Genomic DNA, 23394 nt, shown 5'->3' on the forward strand with positions numbered 1-23394 from the left:
ACCGAATTTTCCGTACTTTTAACCAAACTTTTCAACAATATGAATGTCAAGATAACAGGCATAGGAAGTTATATTCCGAGCGAAATTGCGAAGAATGAACATTTCGGGAAGCATCATTTTTACAATGATGACGGCACTCGCTTTGGTCAAGAAAATGAAACTATCATTGAAAAGTTCAAAGCTATAACGGGTATAGCCGAACGTAGGTACCTACCTAATAATCTAAATACTTCAGACATTGCAGCTTTTGCAGCAGAAAATGCAATCAAAAGTGCAGGTGTCAACAAAGAAGAATTAGATTATATAATAGTTGCTCACAACTATGGCGATGTAAAACACGGTTCTGTACAGAGCGATACGGTACCCAGCATTGCAACTCGTGTAAAACATAAACTTCAAATTAAAAACCCAAGTTGTGTAGGTTACGACATGCTTTTTGGATGTCCTGGTTGGATAGAAAGCATGATACAAGCCAACGCCTTTATAAAATCAGGTATCGCTAAAAGATGCTTGGTAATTGGCGCCGAAGCACTTTCTCGCGTGGTAGATCCACACGATCGTGATTCTATGATATATAGCGACGGTGCAGGTGCTGCGATTGTTGAAGCTTCCGAAGAAGAAGGAGGTATTCTTTCTCACGTAAGCGCAACTTATGCGTTTGACGAAGCTCATTTTATATATTTTGGCGAAAGCAACAATCTAGAGAAAAAAGACAATCGCCGATACATAAAAATGTATGGCCGTAAGATTTATGAATTCGCTCTAAGCCACGTGCCCGATGCAATGAAAACATGCCTTGAAAAAAGTGGTTTGGGAATAGATGAAGTGAAAAAAATCTTTATCCACCAAGCCAACGAAAAAATGGACGAGGCTATCGTAAACCGTTTTTATAAACTATACGGTAAAACTGCACCCGATAAAATTATGCCTATGAGCATAAATAAACTTGGTAATAGCAGTGTAGCTACGGTACCAACTCTTTACGATCTGGTATTAAACGGCGAGTTAAAAGGCCATTCAATCCAAAAAGGCGACGTTGTTATTTTTGCAAGTGTAGGCGCAGGAATGAATATTAATGCCATCGTTTATAAAGTTTGAAATAATCCAGAATTATGAATTCTGAATTCTGAATTAAAGAAAATGTACGAAGATAGATTTCCGAAGAAGCGATACAATCACACCCTAAATTTTCTGAACGACGTTATTTCCAAAGATGAAAAAATCTTGGATTTAGGGGTTACTAATCCGTTTTCTGAAATACTTTTAAAAGAAGGTTTTAACGTTACAAATACTAAAGGACAAGATCTTGATCTTGAAACCGAAGTTGTTAAAACAAATGATTACGAAGTAGTAACTGCCTTTGAAATTTTTGAACATTTAGTTTCTCCTTTCAATGTTTTGAAGGATATTGAAGCAAAAAAATTGGTCGCTTCTATTCCGCTAAAACTGTGGTTTACTAATGCCTACAGAAGTAAAACAGATAAGTGGGATCGCCACTATCACGAATTTGAAGATTGGCAATTTGATTGGTTGCTCGAAAAAGCTGGCTGGCGAATTGTGAAAAGTGAAAAATTCACCAATCCCGTAAACAAATTAGGAATTCGCCCAATTCTACGCAGATTTACACCCAGATATTATTTGGTTTACGCTGAGAAATTGTAACTATTGTTTTATTAGTTTAAAACTTTTTGAATTTCCGTTTTCTAAAGAAATTCTTACCACATAATTACCAATTGGCAGATAAGAGACATTAAAAAGGTTATTACTCAAATTATCATAAGTAACAACCAATCTTCCGTTTATATCAAATATTTGAATATGGGTAACATCAGCTAAACTGTTAAGACTAAAGGAGTTTTTAAATGGATTAGGGTAAAGAAAAAAGTTGTTTAATTTATTATCTATTTCTTCAATAGACAGAATAGCTCCAAGCTGTAAAATCCAAGCGCTTCCCTTTTCAGAACCTCCTTCATTATCAGAATAGGCACCCACAGCTATGCTGCTTTGTTCTGAAAGCCTCCCAACATTACTTACGCTAAAACCAAATGAATCTCCTTCCTCAATATCACCATCAAAATGCTGAAGCCCTTCCGTATACTTCACATAGCTATTTACAGTACCGTCAAAATTCAGATTAAGAATATAAAAAGCTCCAAAATTAAGCGCCCCGTTCTCACGATAACCTCTTGCGCCAACGACTATTTCAGTCAGTTCATCACCATTTAAATCTCCCATCAAATCAATTGACTTTCCAAAAAACATTTCGTCATTGAATTCAGTATCAAAATCTCCATCAGTATCGCTAATTTTTTGCAAGTTATTGACCGTGCCGTCTGTATTCATAAACAAGATATAAACCGCACCTCTACTATAGCCTCCGTCATTATCACGATAAGCACCCACGGCCAAATCAATAATTCCATCGCCATTAATGTCTCCAATATTCGCAATTGATCCCCCAAAATAATCACCCTCTTCTAAGGCGCCATTTAAACCACCTTGCGTATCACTTATTTTTTGATAATTTTTTACCGTTAAATTAGCATTAAGAAAGAGGATATAAACTGCACCCCTATCCGACCCACCGTCAGGATCTCTTCTAGCCGAAACCGCGATATCCTGAATTCCATCGCCATCTAAATCTCCAATAGCTTCAATATCCGTCCCAAACACATCCTCATCACCTAGTGGCGCGTTAAATCCACCTTCAGTATCACTAATTTTAACGTGAGAATTTACAGTTCCATCATTATTTAAGGATAGAATCCAAGCAGCTCCATGCCAATAACCCCCATCTCCATCATATTCTGCACCGACACCTATTTCTATTAATCCATCATTATTTATATCTCCTAAATATGATATAGAGGTTCCGAAAATATCCCATTCATCTAACTGCCCCTCAAAACCACCTTCTACACCACTAATTTTTTGATAAGTATTTACAGAACCTTCAATATTTAGGAAAAGAATATAAACAGCTCCATGATTAAATCCGCCATCATCATCCTTAATCGCAGATATAGCCACATCATTGATTCCGTCACCATTTAAATCACCAATTCCTTCAACAGAATACCCAAACCAATCCTCTATATCTAAACTACCCGTAAAACCTCCAATTTCGAATCCAATTTTTTCATAAATAACAACATCATAAACCTGTGCGTTGATTGAATTAAACAGGATAAGCGCCAAAAAAAATAATATTTTGTGCATAACAGAAATTTTAAATTTATACAATATCAATAAATATATAATATTTTTACTAAATGAAGATTTATATTATCATACCTGCCCATAATGAAGAAGCATTTATTGGAACATTACTCCAGTCCATTGTTGAGCAAACTCTTCTTCCAAATAAAGTAATCGTGGTAAACGACGCTTCAATGGATGGTACTCAAAATGTCATTAATCAATTTTCAGAAAAATATTCTTTTATTGAAAGCGTTTTTCTTAATTCTGAAGCGCTTCACGAACCCGGAGGTAAAGTAGTCAACGCTTTCTACAAAGGTTTTGAAACTCTTGACGCCAATTTTGACCTCATTGGCAAATTTGATGCAGATCTTATTTTACCGGTAGATTATTTTGAAAAAGTGTTAGCTTTATTCACTTCCGATGATAAAGTAGGCATTGCCGGCGGCAACCTTTATATTGAAAGAGAGAACGGCTGGGAGTTTGAAGCCATCTCAGAAAAAACAAAAGTCCGTGGCCCAATAAAATTATACCGGAAACAATGTTTTGAAGAAATTGGCGGTCTCAAAAAATCAATTGGTTGGGATACCGTAGACGAGCTTCTCGCTAAATATCACGGCTGGGATGTAAAAACTGATACTTCACTTCACGTAAAACATCTAAAACCTACGGGCAAGGTTTACACAAAAGCCTCCAAATACAAACAAGGCGAAGCATTTTATAAAATGCGCTACGGGTTTTGGCTCACTTTTATCGCTTCAGCAAAACTCGCTGCCAAAAAAAATAGTTTTCAGTTTTTTGTAGATTATATGAAAGGGTATCAAAAAGCTAAAAAAGACAAAGGAAATAGGGGTTTTATTGTTTCAGAAAAAGAAGGCGAGTTTATTAGAAAACTGCGCTGGAGAAATATTCGAAAGAAATTCGGTATTCAATCATAATTTTTTCAGCCTTAGATTCGTGGGGTTATTGCACAAAGCACTGAGATTCACGAAGGAAAATTAAGTCCGCAATTTTCAATCTTGAAACCTGAAACTTTTAGTTACAACAACATCTCCTTAACATTTAATCGCAGTTTAATTCGTTATTTTTGCTCGCAAAATTTTATCAATGAAATTCAAACTTTCTATCCTCTCAATTCTCCTTTCTTTTGCGCTACTTTCAACTTCTTGTGTTTCTGTTCAAGTAAAAGACAATACGGTTACTACAATTTCTTCGGAAGTAAAAAAACCTAAAAACATCATACTTTTAATTGGAGATGGCATGGGATTGAGCCAAGTTTCTACAGCTATTTACTACAAAGATGGTAAACCAAATTTTGAGCGTTTTAGTACTATCGGACTAAGCAAAACATCTTCTGCCAGCGCTTTGGTTACAGATTCTGCAGCTGGAGCCACTGTTTTTTCAACTGGCATTAAAACGTTTAACGGAGCAATTGGAGTTGACAAAGACACAATACAAGTACCAACAATTGTTGAACAACTATCAAAACGAGGCTTTGCTACGGGGATAATTTCAACTTCTTCCATTCAGCACGCCACGCCGGCAAGTTTTTATTCGCACGTAAAAAGCCGAAGAATGTATGAGGAAATCACCGAATTCGCGCCAAATTCTGGCGTTAATTTTTTCGCTGGCGGTGGGTTAAAATACTTCAACAACAGAAAAGACGGAAAAGACTTATTAGCTACAATGCGAGCTAACGGTTATGAAGTTATTACAGACCAACTTCCAAAAACGCCAAGCGAGAAAAACGAACTTATTTTACTTGCTGAAGATGCAATGCCGAAAATGAGTGAAGGCCGTGGCGATTTTCTTCCAATGGCAACAAAATTAGCTTTGGAAAAACTCTCCAAAAACGAAAATGGTTTTTTCTTAATGGTAGAAGGAAGCCAGATAGATTGGGGCGGACATAACAACGATGCCGATTATTTAATCCAAGAATTATTGGATTTTGACAAAACCTTAGGCGTTGCTTTGGACTTCGCTAAAGAAAATGGAGAAACACTTGTAATTGTAACCGCAGACCATGAAACTGGCGGTTTCACGCTGGCATCTGATGGTAGTGATTACAACAAAATAAAACCTTCCTTTTCTACCACTGGTCATTCAGGAACGATGGTGCCCGTTTTTGCTGAGGGTCCGGGCGCTTCCGTATTCAATGGAATTTTTGAGAGCATTGAAGTGTATTACAAAATGATGCGCCTTTTTGATAAATAAAAGCCAAAAAAAGCTTTTTCAATTATCAGTGCTCTAATTTTAGTATTTTAGCCATAGCTAGCGGTTATATGAAATATATACAAGATATTGGATCTTATTTTTTGATGCTTAAAAAGGTGTTTAGTGGTTTCACTAAAACATCTGTTTTAAAGCACCTTATTTTTAAGGAAATCAATGATCTTATCATTAGTTCCTTAGGGATTGTTGCCTTTATTTCCTTTTTTGTAGGCGGGGTTGTGGCAATTCAGACAGCTTTAAACATGGATAATCCTATCATTCCAGATAGTTTGATTGGTTTTGCAACACGACAGTCTGTTATTTTAGAATTTGCTCCTACTTTCATTTCCATAATTATGGCCGGAAAAGTTGGTTCATTTATTACCTCCAGCATAGGCTCTATGCGAGTTACAGAACAAATTGACGCGCTGGAAGTAATGGGAATTAATAGTCTAAACTACCTAGTTTTCCCAAAAATAGTAGCTTTAATGTTTTACCCCTTTGTTATCATTCTTTCCATGTTTCTCGGTGTTTTTGGCGGTTGGGTGGCTGGTGTTTATGGAGGTTTTACAAGCTCTGCTGCATTTATTGAAGGCGTTCAGCAAGATTTTATACCGTATCAACTATTTTACGCCTTTTTTAAGACCTTTGTATTTGCATTTATTCTTGCAACCGTACCTTCTTGGCAAGGCTTTAATATGAAAGGTGGCGCATTAGAAGTGGGTAAGGCAAGCACCAATTCATTCGTGTGGACAAGTGTTCTAATTATTGCATCTAACTATATAATAACCCAACTCCTTTTAAGCTCATGATAAAAGTAGAAAACGTACATAAAAGTTTTGGGGATGAAGAAATTCTGAAAGGAATAACCACGGAATTTGATAAAGGAAAAACCAACCTCATTATAGGCCAGAGTGGTAGTGGAAAAACTGTTTTGCTTAAATGTCTAATAGGCCTTTTTAAGCCCGAGCAAGGTCGTATTTATTACGACGAGGATGCCATTCAAGATATGGATGACGAGCAGCAACGCAAGCTACGTGAAGAAATAGGAATGCTTTTTCAGGGTGGCGCACTATTCGATTCTATGAATATTGAAGAGAATGTAATGTTTCCGTTGCGTATGTTCACAAAACAGAAAAAGTCTGATATGCTGGATAGGGTGAACGAAGTTCTAAAACGCGTTAACCTTGAAAATGTAAATAAAAAATTTCCGGCAGAAATATCTGGGGGAATGCAGAAGCGAGTTTCTATTGCACGTGCAATTGTGAATAAACCAAAATTCCTTTTTTGTGATGAACCTAATTCTGGTCTCGATCCTAAAACGGCTACATTAATAGATACACTTATTCAAGAAATTACGCACGAATACGATATTACAACCGTCGTGGTTACACACGATATGAACTCTGTAATGGAAATTGGTGAGAAAGTGGTTTTACTGAAACAAGGCAAACTTGTGTGGCAAGGCGATAACGACGAGATTTTTAAAACCGATAACGAAGATGTAACCAGTTTTGTGTATTCTTCAGACCTCTTTAAAAAGATACGTTTAGTACAGTTAAAACAGGGCTAATCTGTATTAAGGATATTCTGAAACCTGAAGCGTATCGAGCTTCATTTTATATTTCAACCAAGCTTCAATCTTTTTTAAATCTGCTTTTCGTTCCTTAGAAGGCACGTTCTTTTTCCACCGCACATTAATTACAGGAAGCGTATCTGTAGTTTTAAAATTCGTGGTTATTTTATTTGAATAGCTAAAAGTTTCAATATTGTCGTAGTTAATTTTAATCTCTTCGCTTAACTGTTTAAAAGGTACATTTTGAACCTTTAAATTTGCTACTTCGTTTTCCAAAAACCGAATTTTTTCATCCTTATTTTGAATAATTTGCTCATTCTTCACATATAAATCTTCCAAAATTCCAGCTTTTATTTCACCAGAAAGCTTCGCTGCCATTTCTCCACTTTGATCGGCACCCTGATAAATACGCAACTGAGTTCCTTCTAAATTTTCGGTTGCTTCCAATTCTTTCAACCAATCATTAATTTTATTCTGTGGCACCGGAAGTCCGATTAAATACACATCAATATTTTTCGACTTATAATCTTGCGTAAATTTTACTACTTCGGCACCTTCATAATTAATTACATTCTTTACGAAATCTTTCGTTTTATTTTCGAAAACCTGCTGATCTAATAATTTAAGAAACAACCAAACACTAGGCACCATTACAGCAATAGCAATCAACGATGCTACTTGTGCGGTTCGTCTTCTACGCTTGCTATTGGCGTAACGCACTAATGGAAATCGTAATATTTTTGAAACTATAAATGTGGAAAGCGCAATAAATACCGCGTTGATAGAAAACAAATAAAGAGCCCCTCCAGCATACGAAGCATTACCGACAGCCAAACCGTAGCCCACGGTACAAAGTGGCGGCATTAAGGCGGTAGCAATAGCCACACCGAATATTACACTAGCAATGGTTCCACTTTTTGTTTTTGCGACAATTAATCCCAAACCACCAAAAATTGCAATAAGCACATCCAAAATAGTAGGATAGGTTCTGGCCAGAAGCTCCGGGGTTTCTTCGGTTAAAGGTGAAAGTTTAAAGTATAGAAAAGCAGTAAGAACACTTAAAAACACCATCACTCCCAGATTAATAAGCGAGCGTTTTAATGTGTCTACATCATTAATTGCTACGGAAAGTCCAATACCCACGATTGGCCCCATTAATGGCGAGATAAGCATCGCTCCAATAACCACAGCTGCACTACTTACATTAAGTCCAATAGATGCCACAAAGATTGAAAAAATAAGAATCCACGCCGTATGCCCCTTAAAAGAAATATCTTTCTTTACAGCTTCAATAGTAGCATCTCGGTCTGAATCTGATCTAATATCAAAAAGCTCTATTAGGAATTTTTTGATGCTCTGCCACGTATTTAGTTTTACAGCTTCAAATTCCTCATCATTCGGAGTTATTTTAATATCCTTATTATTTTCCGTTGTAGCCATTACAAATATTTTTTGCCGAATTTTGTTGAAACCTCCTTCAGAAGTTCCTTAATTTCCTGCTCCTTTTTCTTCGGAAACAACAAAAGAACGTCTTCTTTATCCACTACAATATAGTCTTCAATGCCGTCTAAAACAACAAGTTTTTTCGAATCGGTAAAAATCATATTATTGCTTGAATTCTTTAAAAGAGTTTCAGCATTTACAACTGCATTTTGATCTTCAACTTTTTCTAATCTATCGTAAAGCGCACCCCAAGTGCCTAAATCGTTCCAATCGAAAGTCGCTTTTTTTACGAAAACATTTTTCGCCTTCTCCAAAATTCCATAATCAATCGAAATATTCTCTGCTTCGGGATAGTTATTTTCAATCCATTTATTTTCTTCGGAAGTATTTAAGGAAGTCATCCCTTTTGAAAATAAAGAATTCATTTCAGCCAAATGATTTTCAAAAGAAGCAACAATGCTCTTTACGCTCCAAATGAAAATACCAGCATTCCAAAGAAAATTGCCTGCAGCTAAAAACTCTTTGGCAGTGTTATAATCAGGTTTTTCGCGGAATTGCTTCACCGGTTTTATTTCGGAAGCCGCGTTTTTATCACTTTCAATATATCCGTAACCAGTATTTGGAAAAGTTGGCTCAATGCCTAAGGTTAGCAAAATATCTTCACGTTGGGCAGCATCAAAACAAGCTTGAATATCATTCGCAAAAGCGTCTTCATCTTCAATCCAATGATCGCTGGGCGCCACTAACATTAATGCGTTGGGATTTTCCTTTTTAATTTTTAATGCAGAAAGCAGAATACAAGGCGCAGTATTTCGCATCGCAGGTTCTAAAACCACTTGTTTGACTGAAATTTCGGGAAGTTGTTCCAACGTAATATCCAGATACTTGTCGTTAGTAAGAATGTGAATGTTTTCTGAAGGAATAATTTTGTTGAGCCGTGAAAACGTTTTTTGTAGCAACGTCTGCCCCGTCCCCAACATATCGTGAAATTGCTTTGGAAATTCTTGGGTGCTCATTGGCCAGAATCGAGAACCAATTCCACCGGCCATAATTACTGCGTAATAATTTTTGTTCATAGGAATGCCTGCGTAGGCAGGTATCTTTTAATTAATTTATCGCAGTTTCCTGCGTCCTGTTTTACTTAAGTACCGTTTGTCTTTAGTCCGATTTTTACAAATCTTTCAACTAATAAACTCATCGACTCATCTACTTATTGACTTAAGAATTCCACTTCTGCATTCGGATTAAAAAGATAGATTCTACCTGTAGAAACCTCTACACATTCAAACCGTTTCACTCGCTGGTTCCCGCGTTTAAAGATTTTACCATTGTACAATCTAAAATGCGCGCCATGAGGAATCTCAAAGATATAATTTTTATCGTTCTCGGGGTCAAACTGCTTTAGTGCAAGCGCCAATGCTGCGTCTGTGTCACTAGAAGCTTTCGGGTTTTTAAAATGCCGTGCCAACAAAGGCAATAATTGATTTGGAAAAACTTCTGGCCGTAAATACGGCAGCATTAATAACTGAAAAGTACGCTTCCATTCCAACCCGTGCGGTTTTATAGTGTGCCCATATTTTGTGAAAGCTTCCAAATGCGCTATTTCGTGAACTAGTGTAATTAAAAATCGGTATTTATTCAACGATGCATTTACGGTAATTTGATGCTGCCCATTGGCCATTTTTCGGTAGTCGCCGTGTCGAGTAACACGCTCATTTACAATTTTTAGATGAACATTATGAGTTTTTATCAAGTCAAAAGCCGAGGTCACCGAAGCCTGTGGAATATATTTTTCAAGAATTTGCGTCATATATCTGAAATGAGGGTTACCGTCCTCTTTTTGCTGCTCAAAAATACCGAGTATACATTAAAAGCAGGTGGATTTAGTAAAGAAAATATAAGCAATTCAAAAATAAACTCCACCTACTCCTTTTTATTTCAATCATTTATAATTTTTTATTTAAATCAATTCTAAATAGTCTTTGAAAATTAACAAAATCATAATAGATTTGCACCTTATTTAAAATCAATCCAAATAAAAATAGATATAAAATGAAATTTATACCAACACTACTTTTCATCTTTTGTGTTCAAATAACTTTTGCACAAGAAGTAGCTCAGATAACTGGAACAGTAAACGATATAGACAATAATCCAGTGCCTTTTGCAAGTGTTTACATTTCCGAACTTAAAAAAGGCGGAGCCGCAGACGAAAACGGAACTTTTACAATTTACAACATCCCTCATGGGCAGTGGCAATTAACGGCGAGTGCCGTAGGTTTTAAACCTGCCACTATCATAATTAATCCGAATGAAACTACCTTAAGCGGACTTCGATTTCAACTTAGTTTAGACAATGAACTGGACCAAGTTGAAGTTTTCGGAAACCGCAACGACCGTCCAGATAAGATTGAAACGCTTACTCGCCTACCGTTAAAAACCTATGAGCAAATTCAAAGTATCTCTGTACTTTCTGAAAAATTAATTGAAGATCAAGGCGCCTTAAGCATTTCAGAAGCTACTAAAAATGTTCCCGGGGTTTACACTTTTGCAACTTACGGAAACAAACGTGAAAGTATGTCGTCACGAGGGTTTAGAGGGATTCCTATTCTGAAAAATGGGGTGAGAATACATTCAGATTTTCGCGGTGTGGGTATTCTAACCGATATGCAAGGCGTAGATAATATTCAAGTTTTAAAAGGAACGGCTTCAATAACCCAAGGGGTTGCAACAGATTTAGGAAGCCCGGGTGGAATTATAAATATTGTTACAAAAACACCCAAATACACTACCGGCGGAAGTGTGAGTATTCGCGGTGGGAGCTTCGGACAAGTAAGACCAACTTTCGATGTTTATGGCCCACTGAATAAAGAAAAAAATATTGCTTTCCGTATAAACGGCGCTTTAGAAAGAGCCGATAGTTTTAGAGATTTCGTGGGAAAAGAAAGTTTCTACTTTAATCCTTCTTTTGAATGGAAAATAAATGAAAAGACAAAAGTAACCCTCGAATTAGATCATTATTACGACAGCCGAACCCCAGATTTGGGAACGGTAAACTTGGCAGAAAATGATGTAAACGCAATTTACGATCTTCCCCATTCGCAGTTTTTAGGGTTCGAGAATGACCGTTCCATAACGCAAAACACCACTTATGCCATTAGAATGGATCACGAATTAAGCGATAAATTAACTTTAAAAGGTGCCTTCTACAGTTCTTCTTTAAAGTTAAATGATAAAGGCGCAGGACTAAGTAAAACTATTGTTGAAAACGATGTTCCATTATACAATGTACGCCAGCGCAGTTATTCAACTTCTACGCGTGACGATAACAATAGCGTACTACAGTTTGATTTAATTGGAGATGATGTTTATACAGGCTCGATTAAACACACCTTCCAAGTTGGATTCGATTACCGTTCATCAGATTATAGCACTACCAGCCAATCTGCTGGTGTTTTGGATACTATAAATGTATTTCAAAATATTGAACACCGCTTACCAAACGTAACACTTGGTGAAGCTAGTTTAAACGGTGGAAAAACAAATTCTTTGGGCTTTGTGGCGCAGGATGTTATTTCGTGGAATGGTTGGCTTAAAACATTTTTGGGAGCGCGTTACAGTTCAACTGAAACAATTGCAGATGTCGAAAATACGCGCAGCGACGCCTTTAATCCGTTGGGAGGTATAATCGTTTCACCAATTAAAAATATAAATATTTTTGTTTCGTACACTAACAGTTCCTACCCGCGTTCAGCTTCCCGTTTAGGTCAAAATGGCGAAGAATTAGGCAATGAGCGCTACGATCAATTGGAAACTGGTTTTAAAACTACTTGGCTCAACGACCGTTTACGATTCAATTTAACGCTTTATAAAATAAATAATGAAAACATAAACCTTCCTGTTTATGACGAAACTTGGACAAATATTCTCTACTATGCCCAAGGTGGTAACGACCAGCGTCAAGGAATAGAAGTAGAACTTACCGGACGTCCGTTAGAAAACCTAGAATTAATTGGGGGCTACGCATATATCGATGCGCAATACAAAGAACACACCTCCTACGTATACGGTTCGGCCCCCTTAAATACGCCAAAGCATACATTTAACGCATACGCCAATTATTCTTTCAGAAATAATGCCTTGGAAGGACTTTCAGTTGGAGCGGGTGCATATTATACTGGAGAGCGTCCAATTAACGATTGGTCTTCAGGACCAGTAACACACGAAGGAATTGTACCAGGCCAAGAACCGTTTGATGTAGAAGCCTATACTTTGGTGAATTTGCAAGCGGAATATAAATTCAATCAAAATTGGAGCGTTCAATTTTTACTGAATAATGTGTTCGATAAAATAGGTTACAACACATATAGAACTAGCTATATAAACCAAACCGATCCACGAAACTTTGCTGGAGTGCTACGCTATAATTTTTGATTGTTTGAGTTGTTAGTTGAAAAAGGCACGACCTAGGTTGTGCCTTTTAGTTGTAATAGAAACTCCTGGCAACCTAAGGTTTTATTAAAAATAAATTATGAAAAATAAAAAATACACCCTTCGGAAATTTATAAACGACGTGCACCTTTGGCTTGGAATAGGCAGTGGCATCATACTGCTAATAATCTGTCTAACAGGAACGGTTCTTACTTTTGAAGAAGAGATAAAAAATATTTTTGCCGAAGAAATAAGCGTTACTCCAACAGCGCAGCTTCTTCCAATAGAAGATTTAACAAATAAATTAGCTGCTGAAGGCGAAGTAATGCGTTTAACGATAAGTCCTGAAACCTCAAAGCCATACGAATTTTCGGTAAAAACGAGTAAAGAAGATAGGCGCGGCACAACCTTTTTTATGGATCAATACCAGGGAACTTATACAAAAAAAGCTCCCAATGTGCTCGACGGCTTTTTTATGACGATGTTTAAAATGCACCGTTGGTTATTATTAGATATTTCTATTGGAAGACCCATCGTTGGCGTGGCAACTATAATCTTTTTAATACTTTCCATCACCGGAATTGTGCTATGGTTTCCGAAGAAAAAATTAAAAAAACTGAAATGGAAACATCTAAAACCTGGATTAAAAGTTGCGTGGCGCGCAAAATGGAAACGTCTTAACCACGACCTACACGTTACGCTAGGATTTTATACCGCTATATTTTTAATTATAATGTCGCTTACAGGTTTGTTTTGGTCTTTTGAATGGTATAAAGATGCGGGAAGTGCCGTGCTAGGCACAGAAGTTTTTGCCGGTCGCAGTGGCGGACAAAAAATAGAATCTTATGTTGCGCCAGATAAAACGATTGTAGATTTTGCCGAAATATTAAACATCACCCAACAAGAATTACAATTTAAAGGCACCACTGTATTACAAATACCAAAAGCTGAAACAGAAATATTTAGCGTTAGAAAATACCACGATCAAGATTTTTTCCAAACTGCAACAGACGAGTTAAAAATTGATCGAGACGGTACTGTGATTTCAAAAGAAATTTTTTCAGAAAAACCATTGAATGTTCAAATTGCGAGTTCCATAAAAGCCATACATATGGGAACCATTTTCGGCTGGTTTTCAAAAACCATTTATTTTATTTCCTGCTTAATCGCAACAAGTCTACCTATAACTGGAGTGATTATTTGGCTAAATAAATTGAAGAAAAAACCGAAAAAACAAAGAAAAATTAAGGTGTAGTACTTGAAATTTGCAGTATTTTTCCGTTGTAAAACTTATTCCCCGTAAGGGAAAAATCGAGAATGTATTTTGCCATTTCAGTGGCTGAAAGTGGTGCATTAAATCCTGGGAAGGCTTCCGCAAGCATTTCAGTTTGCACAGATCCTAAAGCCAAAACGTTGAATGATGGACCCGTTTCTTTAAATTCTTCGGCTAATAATTCGGTTAAAGTTATGATTGCACCTTTGCTGCTGCTATACGCGCTAAGTCCGGGGAATTTTACACTGCCTTGAATACCGCCCATACTGCTAATGTTCACGACGTGTCCATCTTTTTTCATAAATGGAAGCGTAGTTCTTATTAATGATGCAGGGCCAAAAACATTTACGTCATAGCTACTTTTAAATTCTTCGGAAGTAATTTCGGCAAAAGGTTTATTTACTAAATATCCAGCGTTATTTATTAAAACGTCAACAGACTGCATTGCTTTTTGAAGATACGAACTAAGTTTAATTATTTCAGATTCATCTGCAATGTCAAATTCCAGTGCTGTTACGTTTTTCAGTTTTAAATCTGAAATCGGCTTTGAATTTCGCGAAAGTGCTAAAACATTGTGTCCGGCTTCCGAAAATAGCTTTACCATTTCGAAACCGATACCACGGGAAGTGCCTGTAATTATAACGTTTTTCATGTTTTTAAAATTTGGTAGGCGCACGATTAATCGCGCGCCTACCGAAGAAATAGGTTATACAAACATCGTCACAGGATTCTCGATATACTGTCTTAATGTTTGAAGGAATTTAGCACCTGTTGCTCCGTCCACTGTTCGGTGGTCGCAAGCTAAAGTTACCATCATTGTATTGCCAACTGCAATCTGCCCATTTTTTACAACCGGTTTTTGAACGATTGTACCAACAGATAAGATTGCAGAGTTAGGCTGATTTATTATTGAAGTAAATTCTGTAATACCAAACATTCCAAGGTTGGAAACTGTAAACGTACTACCCTCCATTTCCTGCGGAGTTATTTTTTTATTACGCGCTTTTCCGGCAAGTTCTTTTACTTGCCCGCCAATTTGAGAAAATGTCATTTGGTCTGCAAATTTAAGTACAGGAACCAGCAAACCTTCGTCCACAGCAACAGCAACACCAATATGAATATGCTTCGCTATTCTTGTAGCTTCTGGCGCCCATTGGCTATTTACTTGCGGATGTTTACGCAATGCCATTGCACAGGCTTTTATAACCATATCGTTGAAAGATATTTTAACATCTGGGTCGGCATTTATTGCTTCGCGAGCGGCAATTGCGTAATCCATATCTAACTCAACCGTTAAATAATATTCTGGCGCGGTGAATTTAGATTCCGCCAAACGTTTGGCAATAGTTTTTCGCATTTGAGAATTTTTCACTTCCTCAAAGCTTTCAGTTCCTACTGGAGTGTAAGCTTGCCCACCACCTGCAGCAGGTTGGTAATTTTCAATATCGCTTTTTACAATGCGGCCGTTTTCTCCACTTCCGCGCACTTGGCGTAAATTGATTCCTTTCTCTTCAGCCAATTTTTTAGCCAAAGGCGAAACGAAAATGCGACCTTCATTTGTAGTTTGTGAAGATGATGAATTGCCTTTGCTCTCCGTAGTTTTCGTTGGAGCAGAGCCCTTATCCTCCGTAGCTTTAGCGCTAGATTCTTTTTTGTCAGCCGCAGATTTAGCGGCAGCGGTTTCTTTTTTATCTGAAGATTTTCCGCCCTTTTTTAAGTTTTCAACTATTCCAGACACATCAGTTCCTTTAGGGCCAATAATTGCAAGTACTGCATCAACGAGAGCAGATTCGCCTTCGCCTATGCCTATTTTTAAAAGCGTTCCGGTATAGAATGATTCAAATTCCATAGTTGCTTTATCGGTTTCGATTTCGGCAAGAATATCGCCTTCTTCTACTTTATCGCCTTCTTTTTTAAGCCAAGATGCGACTGTTCCCTCAGTCATTGTATCGCTTAAACGTGGCATCGTTATAATTTCAACACCATCGGGCAACTCGGCATCGCTCGATGACCCCTCATCTGAATTAGAAGAACTATCAGATTTCTCTTCCGAATCATCTTCGGAAGCTTCCTCATTGTCATCATCCTTAGCTTCAGTTTTATCCTCCTTTTTATCTGAAGATTTGCCACCGATTAAATCTGATATATCCTCGTCTTTCTCTCCAATAATCGCCAAAAGTTTATCAACAGCTGCGGTTTCGCCTTCACTAATTCCTATATAAAGCAGCGTTCCTTCATGAAAAGATTCGAACTCCATTGTGGCTTTATCAGTTTCAATTTCGGCTAGAATATCGCCTTCCTTCACAGTATCGCCCACTTTTTTAAGCCAGCTTGCTACCGTTCCTTCTTCCATGGTGTCGCTCAAACGCGGCATGTTTATTACTTCTGCCATTTCTTATAATTTATCTGATATAAACGGGTAATTTTCCTGTTCGTAAACAGCATCGAACATCAGGTTCTTATCTGGGTATGGAGATTCATCTGCGAATTTCTCGCATTCCTCTACCATAGCTTTTACTTTTTTGTCAATTTTTTTTATCTCAGCTTCGGTTGCCCATTTATTTTCATAAATCTGGTGAAGCACATATGTAATTGGATCTTCTTCCTGTTTTTTGGCAACTTCTTCTTTGGTACGATAATGTTGCGCATCACTCATTGAGTGACCGCGGTAACGGTAGGTACGCAATTCTAAAAATGTTGGGCCATCGCCACGACGCGCACGTTTAATTGCTTCGTCCATTTCCTTTGCAACCACTTCTGGTTTCATTGCATCAACTGGCTTACAAGGCATTTCGTACCCTAAACCAAGTTTCCAGATATCTGTGTGGTTTGCAGTTCGCGCTACGGAAGTTCCCATTGCGTAACCATTGTTTTCAACACAGAATACTACTGGAAGTTTCCAAAGCATTGCAAGGTTAAAAGTTTCGTGAAGTGAACCTTGACGTGTTGCGCCATCTCCCATATATGTTAGCGTTACAGCGTCTCTATCAAAATACTTATCGGCAAATGCCAAGCCAGCACCAAGTGGAATTTGTCCACCCACAATACCGTGCCCACCATAAAAACGATGTTCCTTAGAAAAAATATGCATGGAGCCACCCAAACCTTGAGAGGTTCCGGTGCTTTTTCCATAAAGCTCTGCCATTACTTTTTTAGGATCCACACCCATCCCGATAGGTTGTACGTGATTTCGATATGCTGTAATCATTCGGTCTTTGGTGAGGTCCATAGCGTGCAATGCACCTGCTAAGACAGCCTCCTGACCGTTGTAGAGGTGTAGAAAACCTCTTACTTTTTGATTGATATAAACTTGGGCTAATTTATCTTCAAATTTGCGCCAAAAGAGCATGTTTTCGTACCAATCGAGGTACGTTTTTTTGGTGATTTTCTTCATCTATCTGCGATAAGTTTTTCCCAAGGGGAAAATTTATTAAACGGATAACAAAAGTAGCACTTTATAAGTAGAAAATACAAATTACAAATCCCAAAAACCAAATCTTAAATAAACTTCAAATATCAAAAACCAAATTCCAAATAAATCACAAAAATGAAAAGTGAAAATTCAATTAAATGACAAGTCCACTTGAAGGAAGAGTTGCCAATTATAATTTGAAATTTATTAGATGTGTTTTAGAATTTGGTGCTTTTTTATTTTAGAGGTATTTAGCATCAAAGCCAAGCGGTAGTAAATCCATAACCGAAGCAACTTTTACAATTTTTCCTGTTTCGCCCATAAAGTAAATGGCGATTGGTGAATTTTGCTTTTGCTCATATTCTGCCATGGATTGCCTACAAGCGCCACACGGACCAATAGGTTCTGTTAGCATTTGACTGGATGAACTGGCAGAAATAGCCATTGCTTTGATTTCTTCATTAGGAAAAAGAGCTCCCGTATGAAATATAGCAACGCGTTCCGCACAAAGACCCGAAGGATAAGCTGCATTTTCTTGGTTACTGCCGATTGTAATTTCACCAGAAGATAGCTTTATAGCAGCACCCACCTTAAAACGTGAATAAGGCGCATAAGCGTTTTCACGTGCTTGCTGCGCCTTAATCATTAATTCTTGAATGTCTTTTGGAAGTTCTGAAATATCTTCAAAAACCACCAAATCGATTTCAATTTTTTGTTTTTTCACTTCTTAAATGATGAGTTTAGTTGTTCAAAAATAGAATTCCTTTTAAAGTCTCTAAATTTTTAAACACTCAACTATTAAACTTTTTTATTAATATTCGTCGTACTCATCTCCAAAATTAAACGTCAAACCAAAACGAAGGGTACCGTCTAATGGGCTGTTTGCTAATTTTGAGGTTGAGAATAAGTAAGAGATATCAATATTTATTGCGGTGTAACGGAAACCTGCACCAAAGGACATAAACTTTCTACTTCCTTTATCGTCACTTTCGTTGAAATACCCAGCACGGAAAGCAAATACATCTTGGTACCAGTATTCAGCACCTAAAGCCCAAGTAAATTCTTTTAATTCTTCGCTGAAACCGTCGGGTGCATCATTAAATGAAGAGAACATTCCACCGAAGAAACTTTCGTTGTAGTAATCATCTTGATTGTTTATAGATCCGTCGTTGTTTGAATCGCTTGGAGTAGGCACTAATAGTTTGTTAACCTGAGTAGAAACTCCAACTTTGTTGTATTCGTCTAATATGAAATCGAATCCACCACCTAAACCAAGGTTTGTTGGAAGGCTACTTTCTGAACCAACTTCGTCATACTTTAATTTTGGACCTATGTTCGAAATATTGAAACCCATTCTCCAACGACCGTCAAAATCGTCATAAGGTATTTCTTCACTTTGGTAATACCCTGCAATATCCACCGCAAATGTACTTGCCGCAGAAGCATCTGCTACAGCGGTTTGAAGTTTTAAATCTGAACGTATATAACGACCTGCAACAGCCATAGCGAAACGCTCACTAAGTCTAAGTGAGTAGGATACATCAAAAAGCAATTCGTTTGGTTTAACCAACAAAGGCTCTTCATCTGCAGTTTGGCGTAATTCTATTTCTCCATTGCTGAAATATCGGAAACTTGCTCCAACAGCACTACGCTCGGTTAATCTATTATAATAGGTAATGTTACCCAAAAATATATCGTTCACCAATTTGCTTAAGTAAGGTGTGTATGTAACACCAACGCCTTGTTTTGAAAGTGAAAAAGCGTATTTTGCTGGGTTCCATTGTTGTGAAAAAGCATCTGCAGAGGTAACAACCCCTATATCTCCCATACCGGCGGCACGAGGGTCGGCAGCAATTAGTACAAAAGGAACACCTGTAGTTATAACTCGATTCTCGATTCCTGTATTATCTTCTTGTGCTACAGATTTAAACGCTACAAGGCCTAACAAAATTGGAATAAGTAATTTCTTCATATTAAATAATTTTGAGCAAATATAATTTTAATTTTTATAGAATAACGAGTTTCTCAAATTTTTCAACCCGCTGATTTGTTAACGCAGTTTTAACTGTAATCTTGTACACATACACACCTTTTCCGATACGATCGCCAAAATCATCACGTCCGTCCCACGTAATTTCGCGACATAAATAACTGCCGGATGGTGGCAAGGTAGCGTTTTTGGTCCAAACAACTTTTCCGGTTACAGTGAACACTTGAACTTGTACATCTAAGGTCTCATCTGGTCTGTTGTGGTTAAACCAAAACTGAGTATAGTTCACAAATGGGTTCGGGTAATTGAGTACGCGTGTAATTTCTAGTTTATCGCTACCTGCAACTATAAATTGAATTTCGGCAGTAGATGAGTTATTATAAACATCCCAAGCTTTTAAGGTTAGGGTATGCAATCCATCTTCAAGATCGCGAAATTTAAAAGTAGTTTGCCCTTTTGAATAGTCATCAACATCGGCTTGGTAAAATTCATTTAAAACAAATGGATTGGATTCATCACCGTCCAAAATAGCTACAATGTCATGACCAATACCACTAGCGGTATTAATACCATTAGAATCTTCAAGTTTTGCGAGTAACATAGGGGAATCATCCGTAATTCCACCCGAAACAAAACTTTCATCGTTCATATAGAGCTTAATTAATGGGCCTTCGTTGTCTTCGGGTGCATTTTCATTTAGGCCGCCAACGTTCAAATCTAAATTTACTCCAGCTTGATCTTCAAGCACGTTATCTCGTTTTGCATATAGACTAACCCGTCCTTTACCCACGGGTATTTGAATATCTCGAGGCACTACAAATTCAAATTCAAAAAGCCCCTTGGATATAGTTGCCTTCCCATTAAATAGAACTTCGCCCAAGGTGGTGAAGTCCATTACAAAGTTGAAGTTATCGTTGTCTAATGTTTGACGCATTACGTTTTTATCGAACACCTTTGCTTCAAGTATACCATTGTAGTCTGCCATTAGCATGCCCGCTTCATTTACAACTTCGCCTGCAAGTTTTATTTTACTTAGAGCCTTAAGTGTATCTGTGGACTGACCAATAGGCAAATCATTTAACATTGTAAGACGAATACTTTTTTTAGGAAAAGCGAGATGCATTGCAGGATCGCCTACGTAGAAAACCACACGTCTTAAATCGCTATCTATTTCTTGTTTGGAAAGTCGCAACCCTTCTGCCGGTGTATTTGGCACATCCATATTGTATCCGAAAAGGTTGTTTGCGAGGAGCTGATTGAATGTTACCCCAGTAGAAATATAAATTGCTCGTGTTGTAGTAACTAAAGAAATAGCACCCCCTTCTTTGTTTTGATAAGTTAATTCTCCCGCAGTGATTCGCAGCGGATTATCAAATTTTGTGAACTCGCAAGTAACGGTAATAACACAAGGCAAGTTATCTTTATTCTTGAAGTTTTGGGCGGTTTCTTTAGTATAGATATATTCTGCAGCAAGGCCATCTTCGCCCCCGTGACCAAAATAATCAATGATTATTGCCCCAACATCAAAGGCGCTTATAATAGCCTTATTAACCTCTGGATAGCGACTTCCTCCCGCCGAAGCTTCTTGTTGATAGGCATCCGCATGAATTTTCTTTACGTTTATAAACGGCTTTTCAATTGAAATCTCATCGCCCAAAGCATCCAATTTTAACTCCAGTTGCTCCTCGTTTTCTTTATCAATATCATCTGAAATAAGTACAAAATTAGTTCTCCAATTACCATAAGAACTTTCCGATGTATATTTTATTATTTTATCTACCATGGCATTGGCCATAGAAACATTGTCTGCGAGTATTCTACCCATTGCAATATCTAGCAAATCGATGTCGCTACTACCAGAACCTATAGTTCCTTCACATTCGTCCATGCTTCCAAAGAAGTCGTCAGACATAAATGATTGTGCAATACTTACACCCGTAAGCGTTTGAAATGTTGGGACAATATTATTGTTATTTGAAAGCCTATTTTTATAATCTATGGAAGCATCCCCGATAATTCCCAGATATTTTACGCGTTTTGCTTCTGTGGAGGCATTGTTATATACATAACGAACAAAATTCCGAATAGCACCAATATCCTGACGGCCACCACCAAATTCTTCATAAATTTTATCTGTGGTTACCACTTTCACATTTAGACCTTGCAAACTTTTATGATAGGTTGCCAACCGCAATGCAGGCTGAATAAGAAAAGGTGCTGTAATAATTAAATAGTCTACGTCTTGAAAATTTCCGGAACCATCTTTAAAAATAGTTCCCTTCAAATTTTGATTCCGAACTACTGATTGTGCAGTTTTAAGTGGAACTAAATAATTATTTGTGCCAACTGCAACATGTTCGCGTACCTCGCCTAAAGTCTGCTTAAAGCCGAAAGAAGACGCATTGCCTTCATTTTGTTTTGAAGTAATAAACTGCATATCGGTTACATCCCAAACTTGAGAATATTGCGATGCATTAGTTAATTGATACTCGCCAACACCTGTTAGCGTTGCAGCTTTATTATATCTAAAAGGTAATTGACCATCTACACCGCTTAGTGTTCTAACAGCCCATAAACCTATATAATCTAAATAAGCTATGCTCGATGGATTGCCACCGTTGCTATACATTAAATCTACTTGTACAGATTCGCCATTGGCCGGTATCTCTTCGTTATAAGTATCCAAGTCTAAAAGTCCTCCTACCCCCAACTGGCGAAATATTATTGGGTCCAAAGTAGTGCTGTTTACAGTTACTGCCATTGTAGTTACACTCTCGGAAGCCGCAGCAGTTTTAATTGTAAGCTGCATTGGTTTGCTTGAAACTATGTTGGGAAATTCAAAATTGAAGCTTTGATCATTTTTAATATCGAATCGATTGCCGAACCATTTTCTTCCCAATTTCGTAGGACTTTCTTCATCTTTCTCGTGAAATTGATAATCGTCAAATTCATTTATAGTAAATTCAACTGTCCCAGTTGGCTCCACCATTGGCCGAACGCGTTTTCCAGCATTGCCACTAACAGTTACGTAATAAAAAGAGTCGTCGCTATATGGATTTAAATTTGAATCATTTTCTTCAACATAACCGTTTGTACTGGTTCCATAAAACAAAATATAATCGCCACTATCAAAAGATCCGTCTTCTTCGCCCACAACTTGAATAGCATTTTCCGGAAGATCAAAAAATTTATTTTCAGAATTAAGTAACGGCAACGATTGTCCGCCGAAACCAAAAACCTTTAAATTTCTTGGATTAATTCCGTCAGTGTTCATGCCTAAACTACTTAGGAACGATTTATCTATTTTATGAATTCCAGTTTCTTCAACCTTAAATTTATACCAATCACCCGTGGCAAGTACGGAGTTTGTTATTTCTGGAGTGTAATCTGTACAAGGCGGAGAATAACGGTAGTTAACATCAAAAGAAAGTACCTTTTGGTACCCGCCGCCTGTTTTTACTATTGGAGAAATCTTTAACATTGTGAAAAGTTTTTCCCTAGAACGAGAACTTCCAATAGTATATTCAAGATTATTCGGCACTAAGTCTGTGTCTATTTTACTCAATTCTACCGAAGAAATGGGTCCATAACCCACATTGGTAATCGTCACAGAGCTTTTATCGGCAAAATTGCCGTCTTCCCATTTTGTTTGATAAGTAACAACCTCCTTGTTTAATTGCAACTTTAAGGCTGCTATTGCCCTTTGCTTAGACGAAGCTGCCGTTTCAGGATTGCCTATAGTATTTACCGTTGGTTTAGAGTCTCCCCAATCTATTGTTATATTTTTCGATTGAGCCATTCCTATAAAAGGAAGTATTATAAAAATAAAAAGAAGTATCGCTTTTCTCATTAGTACCAAT

General features: G+C 37.4%; 18 protein-coding genes. 8 read left to right on the forward strand and 10 right to left on the reverse strand.

The genetic code is table 11. From position 1 onward, the window contains the following. The first annotated feature begins 39 nt into the window (after window positions 1-39). Window positions 40-1098 carry a 3-oxoacyl-ACP synthase III family protein gene (locus AC3RVF_RS11390; protein ID WP_489692122.1) on the forward strand — a complete coding sequence of 353 codons (1059 nt, stop codon included), beginning with the start codon at window positions 40-42 and terminating at the stop codon, window positions 1096-1098. A 42-nt stretch (window positions 1099-1140) separates the two neighbouring features. Then, complete coding sequence (locus AC3RVF_RS11395) at window positions 1141-1662, forward strand: class I SAM-dependent methyltransferase (protein WP_489692123.1); 522 nt, start codon at window positions 1141-1143, stop codon at window positions 1660-1662. Here AC3RVF_RS11395 and AC3RVF_RS11400 read toward each other — a convergent pair whose 3' ends face one another. Beyond that, complete coding sequence (locus AC3RVF_RS11400; RefSeq protein ID WP_489692124.1) at window positions 1663-3219, reverse strand: T9SS type A sorting domain-containing protein; 1557 nt, start codon at window positions 3217-3219, stop codon at window positions 1663-1665. A gap of 53 nt (window positions 3220-3272) precedes the next feature. Between AC3RVF_RS11400 and AC3RVF_RS11405 the strand changes: the two genes are divergently transcribed. The 4 genes from AC3RVF_RS11405 to AC3RVF_RS11420 all read left to right on the forward strand — a co-directional run bounded on the left by AC3RVF_RS11405 (window position 3273) and on the right by AC3RVF_RS11420 (window position 6982). After that, complete coding sequence (locus AC3RVF_RS11405) at window positions 3273-4136, forward strand: glycosyltransferase family 2 protein (protein ID WP_489692125.1); 864 nt, start codon at window positions 3273-3275, stop codon at window positions 4134-4136. A 169-nt stretch (window positions 4137-4305) separates the two neighbouring features. Next, a complete protein-coding gene (locus AC3RVF_RS11410; RefSeq protein ID WP_489692126.1) occupies window positions 4306-5412 on the forward strand; it encodes an alkaline phosphatase in 1107 nt (368 codons plus the stop codon). A gap of 68 nt (window positions 5413-5480) precedes the next feature. Continuing rightward, on the forward strand, window positions 5481-6221 hold the full coding sequence (locus AC3RVF_RS11415; protein WP_489692127.1) for an MlaE family ABC transporter permease: 741 nt from the start codon (window positions 5481-5483) through the stop codon (window positions 6219-6221). Next, window positions 6218-6982, forward strand: a complete 765-nt coding sequence (locus AC3RVF_RS11420; RefSeq protein ID WP_489692128.1) for an ABC transporter ATP-binding protein — start codon at window positions 6218-6220, stop codon at window positions 6980-6982. Before AC3RVF_RS11415 ends, AC3RVF_RS11420 begins: the two co-directional genes overlap by 4 nt. A gap of 6 nt (window positions 6983-6988) precedes the next feature. Here AC3RVF_RS11420 and AC3RVF_RS11425 read toward each other — a convergent pair whose 3' ends face one another. The 3 genes from AC3RVF_RS11425 to AC3RVF_RS11435 form a co-directional block, all read right to left on the reverse strand. Further along, window positions 6989-8425 carry a DUF389 domain-containing protein gene (locus AC3RVF_RS11425; protein WP_489692129.1) on the reverse strand — a complete coding sequence of 479 codons (1437 nt, stop codon included), beginning with the start codon at window positions 8423-8425 and terminating at the stop codon, window positions 6989-6991. Further along, window positions 8425-9504 carry a mannose-1-phosphate guanylyltransferase gene (locus AC3RVF_RS11430; RefSeq protein WP_489692130.1) on the reverse strand — a complete coding sequence of 360 codons (1080 nt, stop codon included), beginning with the start codon at window positions 9502-9504 and terminating at the stop codon, window positions 8425-8427. The genes AC3RVF_RS11425 and AC3RVF_RS11430 overlap by 1 nt, the downstream gene beginning before the upstream one ends. Window positions 9505-9638: 134 nt before the next feature. Next, window positions 9639-10238: a SprT-like domain-containing protein gene (locus AC3RVF_RS11435; RefSeq protein ID WP_489692131.1), complete on the reverse strand. Its 600-nt coding sequence runs from the start codon at window positions 10236-10238 to the stop codon at window positions 9639-9641. Window positions 10239-10480: 242 nt separating this feature from the next. On the opposite strand from AC3RVF_RS11435, the gene AC3RVF_RS11440 reads away from it, so the two are divergent. After that, the gene (locus AC3RVF_RS11440) at window positions 10481-12862 is read left to right on the forward strand and encodes a TonB-dependent siderophore receptor (RefSeq protein WP_489693417.1); all 2382 of its coding nucleotides are present in this window, start codon (window positions 10481-10483) and stop codon (window positions 12860-12862) included. 97 nt (window positions 12863-12959) lie between these two features. Beyond that, window positions 12960-14114 (forward strand): PepSY-associated TM helix domain-containing protein, encoded by a 1155-nt coding sequence (locus AC3RVF_RS11445; protein ID WP_489693418.1) that lies wholly within the window; start codon window positions 12960-12962, stop codon window positions 14112-14114. Here AC3RVF_RS11445 and AC3RVF_RS11450 read toward each other — a convergent pair. The 6 genes from AC3RVF_RS11450 to porU form a co-directional block, all read right to left on the reverse strand. Further along, window positions 14104-14784 carry an SDR family NAD(P)-dependent oxidoreductase gene (locus AC3RVF_RS11450; RefSeq protein WP_489693419.1) on the reverse strand — a complete coding sequence of 227 codons (681 nt, stop codon included), beginning with the start codon at window positions 14782-14784 and terminating at the stop codon, window positions 14104-14106. The two genes, AC3RVF_RS11445 and AC3RVF_RS11450, sit on opposite strands and share 11 nt — an antisense overlap. 54 nt (window positions 14785-14838) lie before the next feature. Further along, the gene (locus AC3RVF_RS11455) at window positions 14839-16524 is read right to left on the reverse strand and encodes a pyruvate dehydrogenase complex dihydrolipoamide acetyltransferase (protein WP_489693420.1); all 1686 of its coding nucleotides are present in this window, start codon (window positions 16522-16524) and stop codon (window positions 14839-14841) included. 3 nt (window positions 16525-16527) lie between these two features. After that, entirely contained in the window at window positions 16528-17526 is a 999-nt protein-coding gene (pdhA, locus tag AC3RVF_RS11460) for a pyruvate dehydrogenase (acetyl-transferring) E1 component subunit alpha (RefSeq protein ID WP_489692136.1), read from the reverse strand. A 259-nt stretch (window positions 17527-17785) separates the two neighbouring features. After that, a complete protein-coding gene (cdd, locus tag AC3RVF_RS11465) occupies window positions 17786-18268 on the reverse strand; it encodes a cytidine deaminase (protein WP_489693421.1) in 483 nt (160 codons plus the stop codon). Between the two features lie 87 nt (window positions 18269-18355). After that, a complete protein-coding gene (gene porV / locus AC3RVF_RS11470) occupies window positions 18356-19516 on the reverse strand; it encodes a type IX secretion system outer membrane channel protein PorV (RefSeq protein WP_489692138.1) in 1161 nt (386 codons plus the stop codon). A gap of 34 nt (window positions 19517-19550) precedes the next feature. Next, window positions 19551-23384, reverse strand: a complete 3834-nt coding sequence (gene porU / locus AC3RVF_RS11475) for a type IX secretion system sortase PorU (protein ID WP_489693422.1) — start codon at window positions 23382-23384, stop codon at window positions 19551-19553. Between the last annotated feature and the right edge of the window lie 10 nt (window positions 23385-23394).

The sequence above is a fragment of the Aequorivita sp. IT1183 genome (genome assembly GCF_058068265.1).

What these genes read in the sequence shown, in the direction of transcription:
- AC3RVF_RS11390 (WP_489692122.1), top strand. Translation starts at nt 40, where the DNA reads ATGAATGTCAAGATAACAGGCATAGGAAGTTATATTCCGAGCGAAATT.
- AC3RVF_RS11395 (WP_489692123.1), top strand. Translation starts at nt 1,141, where the DNA reads ATGTACGAAGATAGATTTCCGAAGAAGCGATACAATCACACCCTAAAT.
- AC3RVF_RS11400 (WP_489692124.1), bottom strand. Translation starts at nt 3,219, where the DNA reads ATGCACAAAATATTATTTTTTTTGGCGCTTATCCTGTTTAATTCAATC.
- AC3RVF_RS11405 (WP_489692125.1), top strand. Translation starts at nt 3,273, where the DNA reads ATGAAGATTTATATTATCATACCTGCCCATAATGAAGAAGCATTTATT.
- AC3RVF_RS11410 (WP_489692126.1), top strand. Translation starts at nt 4,306, where the DNA reads ATGAAATTCAAACTTTCTATCCTCTCAATTCTCCTTTCTTTTGCGCTA.
- AC3RVF_RS11415 (WP_489692127.1), top strand. Translation starts at nt 5,481, where the DNA reads ATGAAATATATACAAGATATTGGATCTTATTTTTTGATGCTTAAAAAG.
- AC3RVF_RS11420 (WP_489692128.1), top strand. Translation starts at nt 6,218, where the DNA reads ATGATAAAAGTAGAAAACGTACATAAAAGTTTTGGGGATGAAGAAATT.
- AC3RVF_RS11425 (WP_489692129.1), bottom strand. Translation starts at nt 8,425, where the DNA reads ATGGCTACAACGGAAAATAATAAGGATATTAAAATAACTCCGAATGAT.
- AC3RVF_RS11430 (WP_489692130.1), bottom strand. Translation starts at nt 9,504, where the DNA reads ATGAACAAAAATTATTACGCAGTAATTATGGCCGGTGGAATTGGTTCT.
- AC3RVF_RS11435 (WP_489692131.1), bottom strand. Translation starts at nt 10,238, where the DNA reads ATGACGCAAATTCTTGAAAAATATATTCCACAGGCTTCGGTGACCTCG.
- AC3RVF_RS11440 (WP_489693417.1), top strand. Translation starts at nt 10,481, where the DNA reads ATGAAATTTATACCAACACTACTTTTCATCTTTTGTGTTCAAATAACT.
- AC3RVF_RS11445 (WP_489693418.1), top strand. Translation starts at nt 12,960, where the DNA reads ATGAAAAATAAAAAATACACCCTTCGGAAATTTATAAACGACGTGCAC.
- AC3RVF_RS11450 (WP_489693419.1), bottom strand. Translation starts at nt 14,784, where the DNA reads ATGAAAAACGTTATAATTACAGGCACTTCCCGTGGTATCGGTTTCGAA.
- AC3RVF_RS11455 (WP_489693420.1), bottom strand. Translation starts at nt 16,524, where the DNA reads ATGGCAGAAGTAATAAACATGCCGCGTTTGAGCGACACCATGGAAGAA.
- pdhA (WP_489692136.1), bottom strand. Translation starts at nt 17,526, where the DNA reads ATGAAGAAAATCACCAAAAAAACGTACCTCGATTGGTACGAAAACATG.
- porV (WP_489692138.1), bottom strand. Translation starts at nt 19,516, where the DNA reads ATGAAGAAATTACTTATTCCAATTTTGTTAGGCCTTGTAGCGTTTAAA.
- porU (WP_489693422.1), bottom strand. Translation starts at nt 23,384, where the DNA reads ATGAGAAAAGCGATACTTCTTTTTATTTTTATAATACTTCCTTTTATA.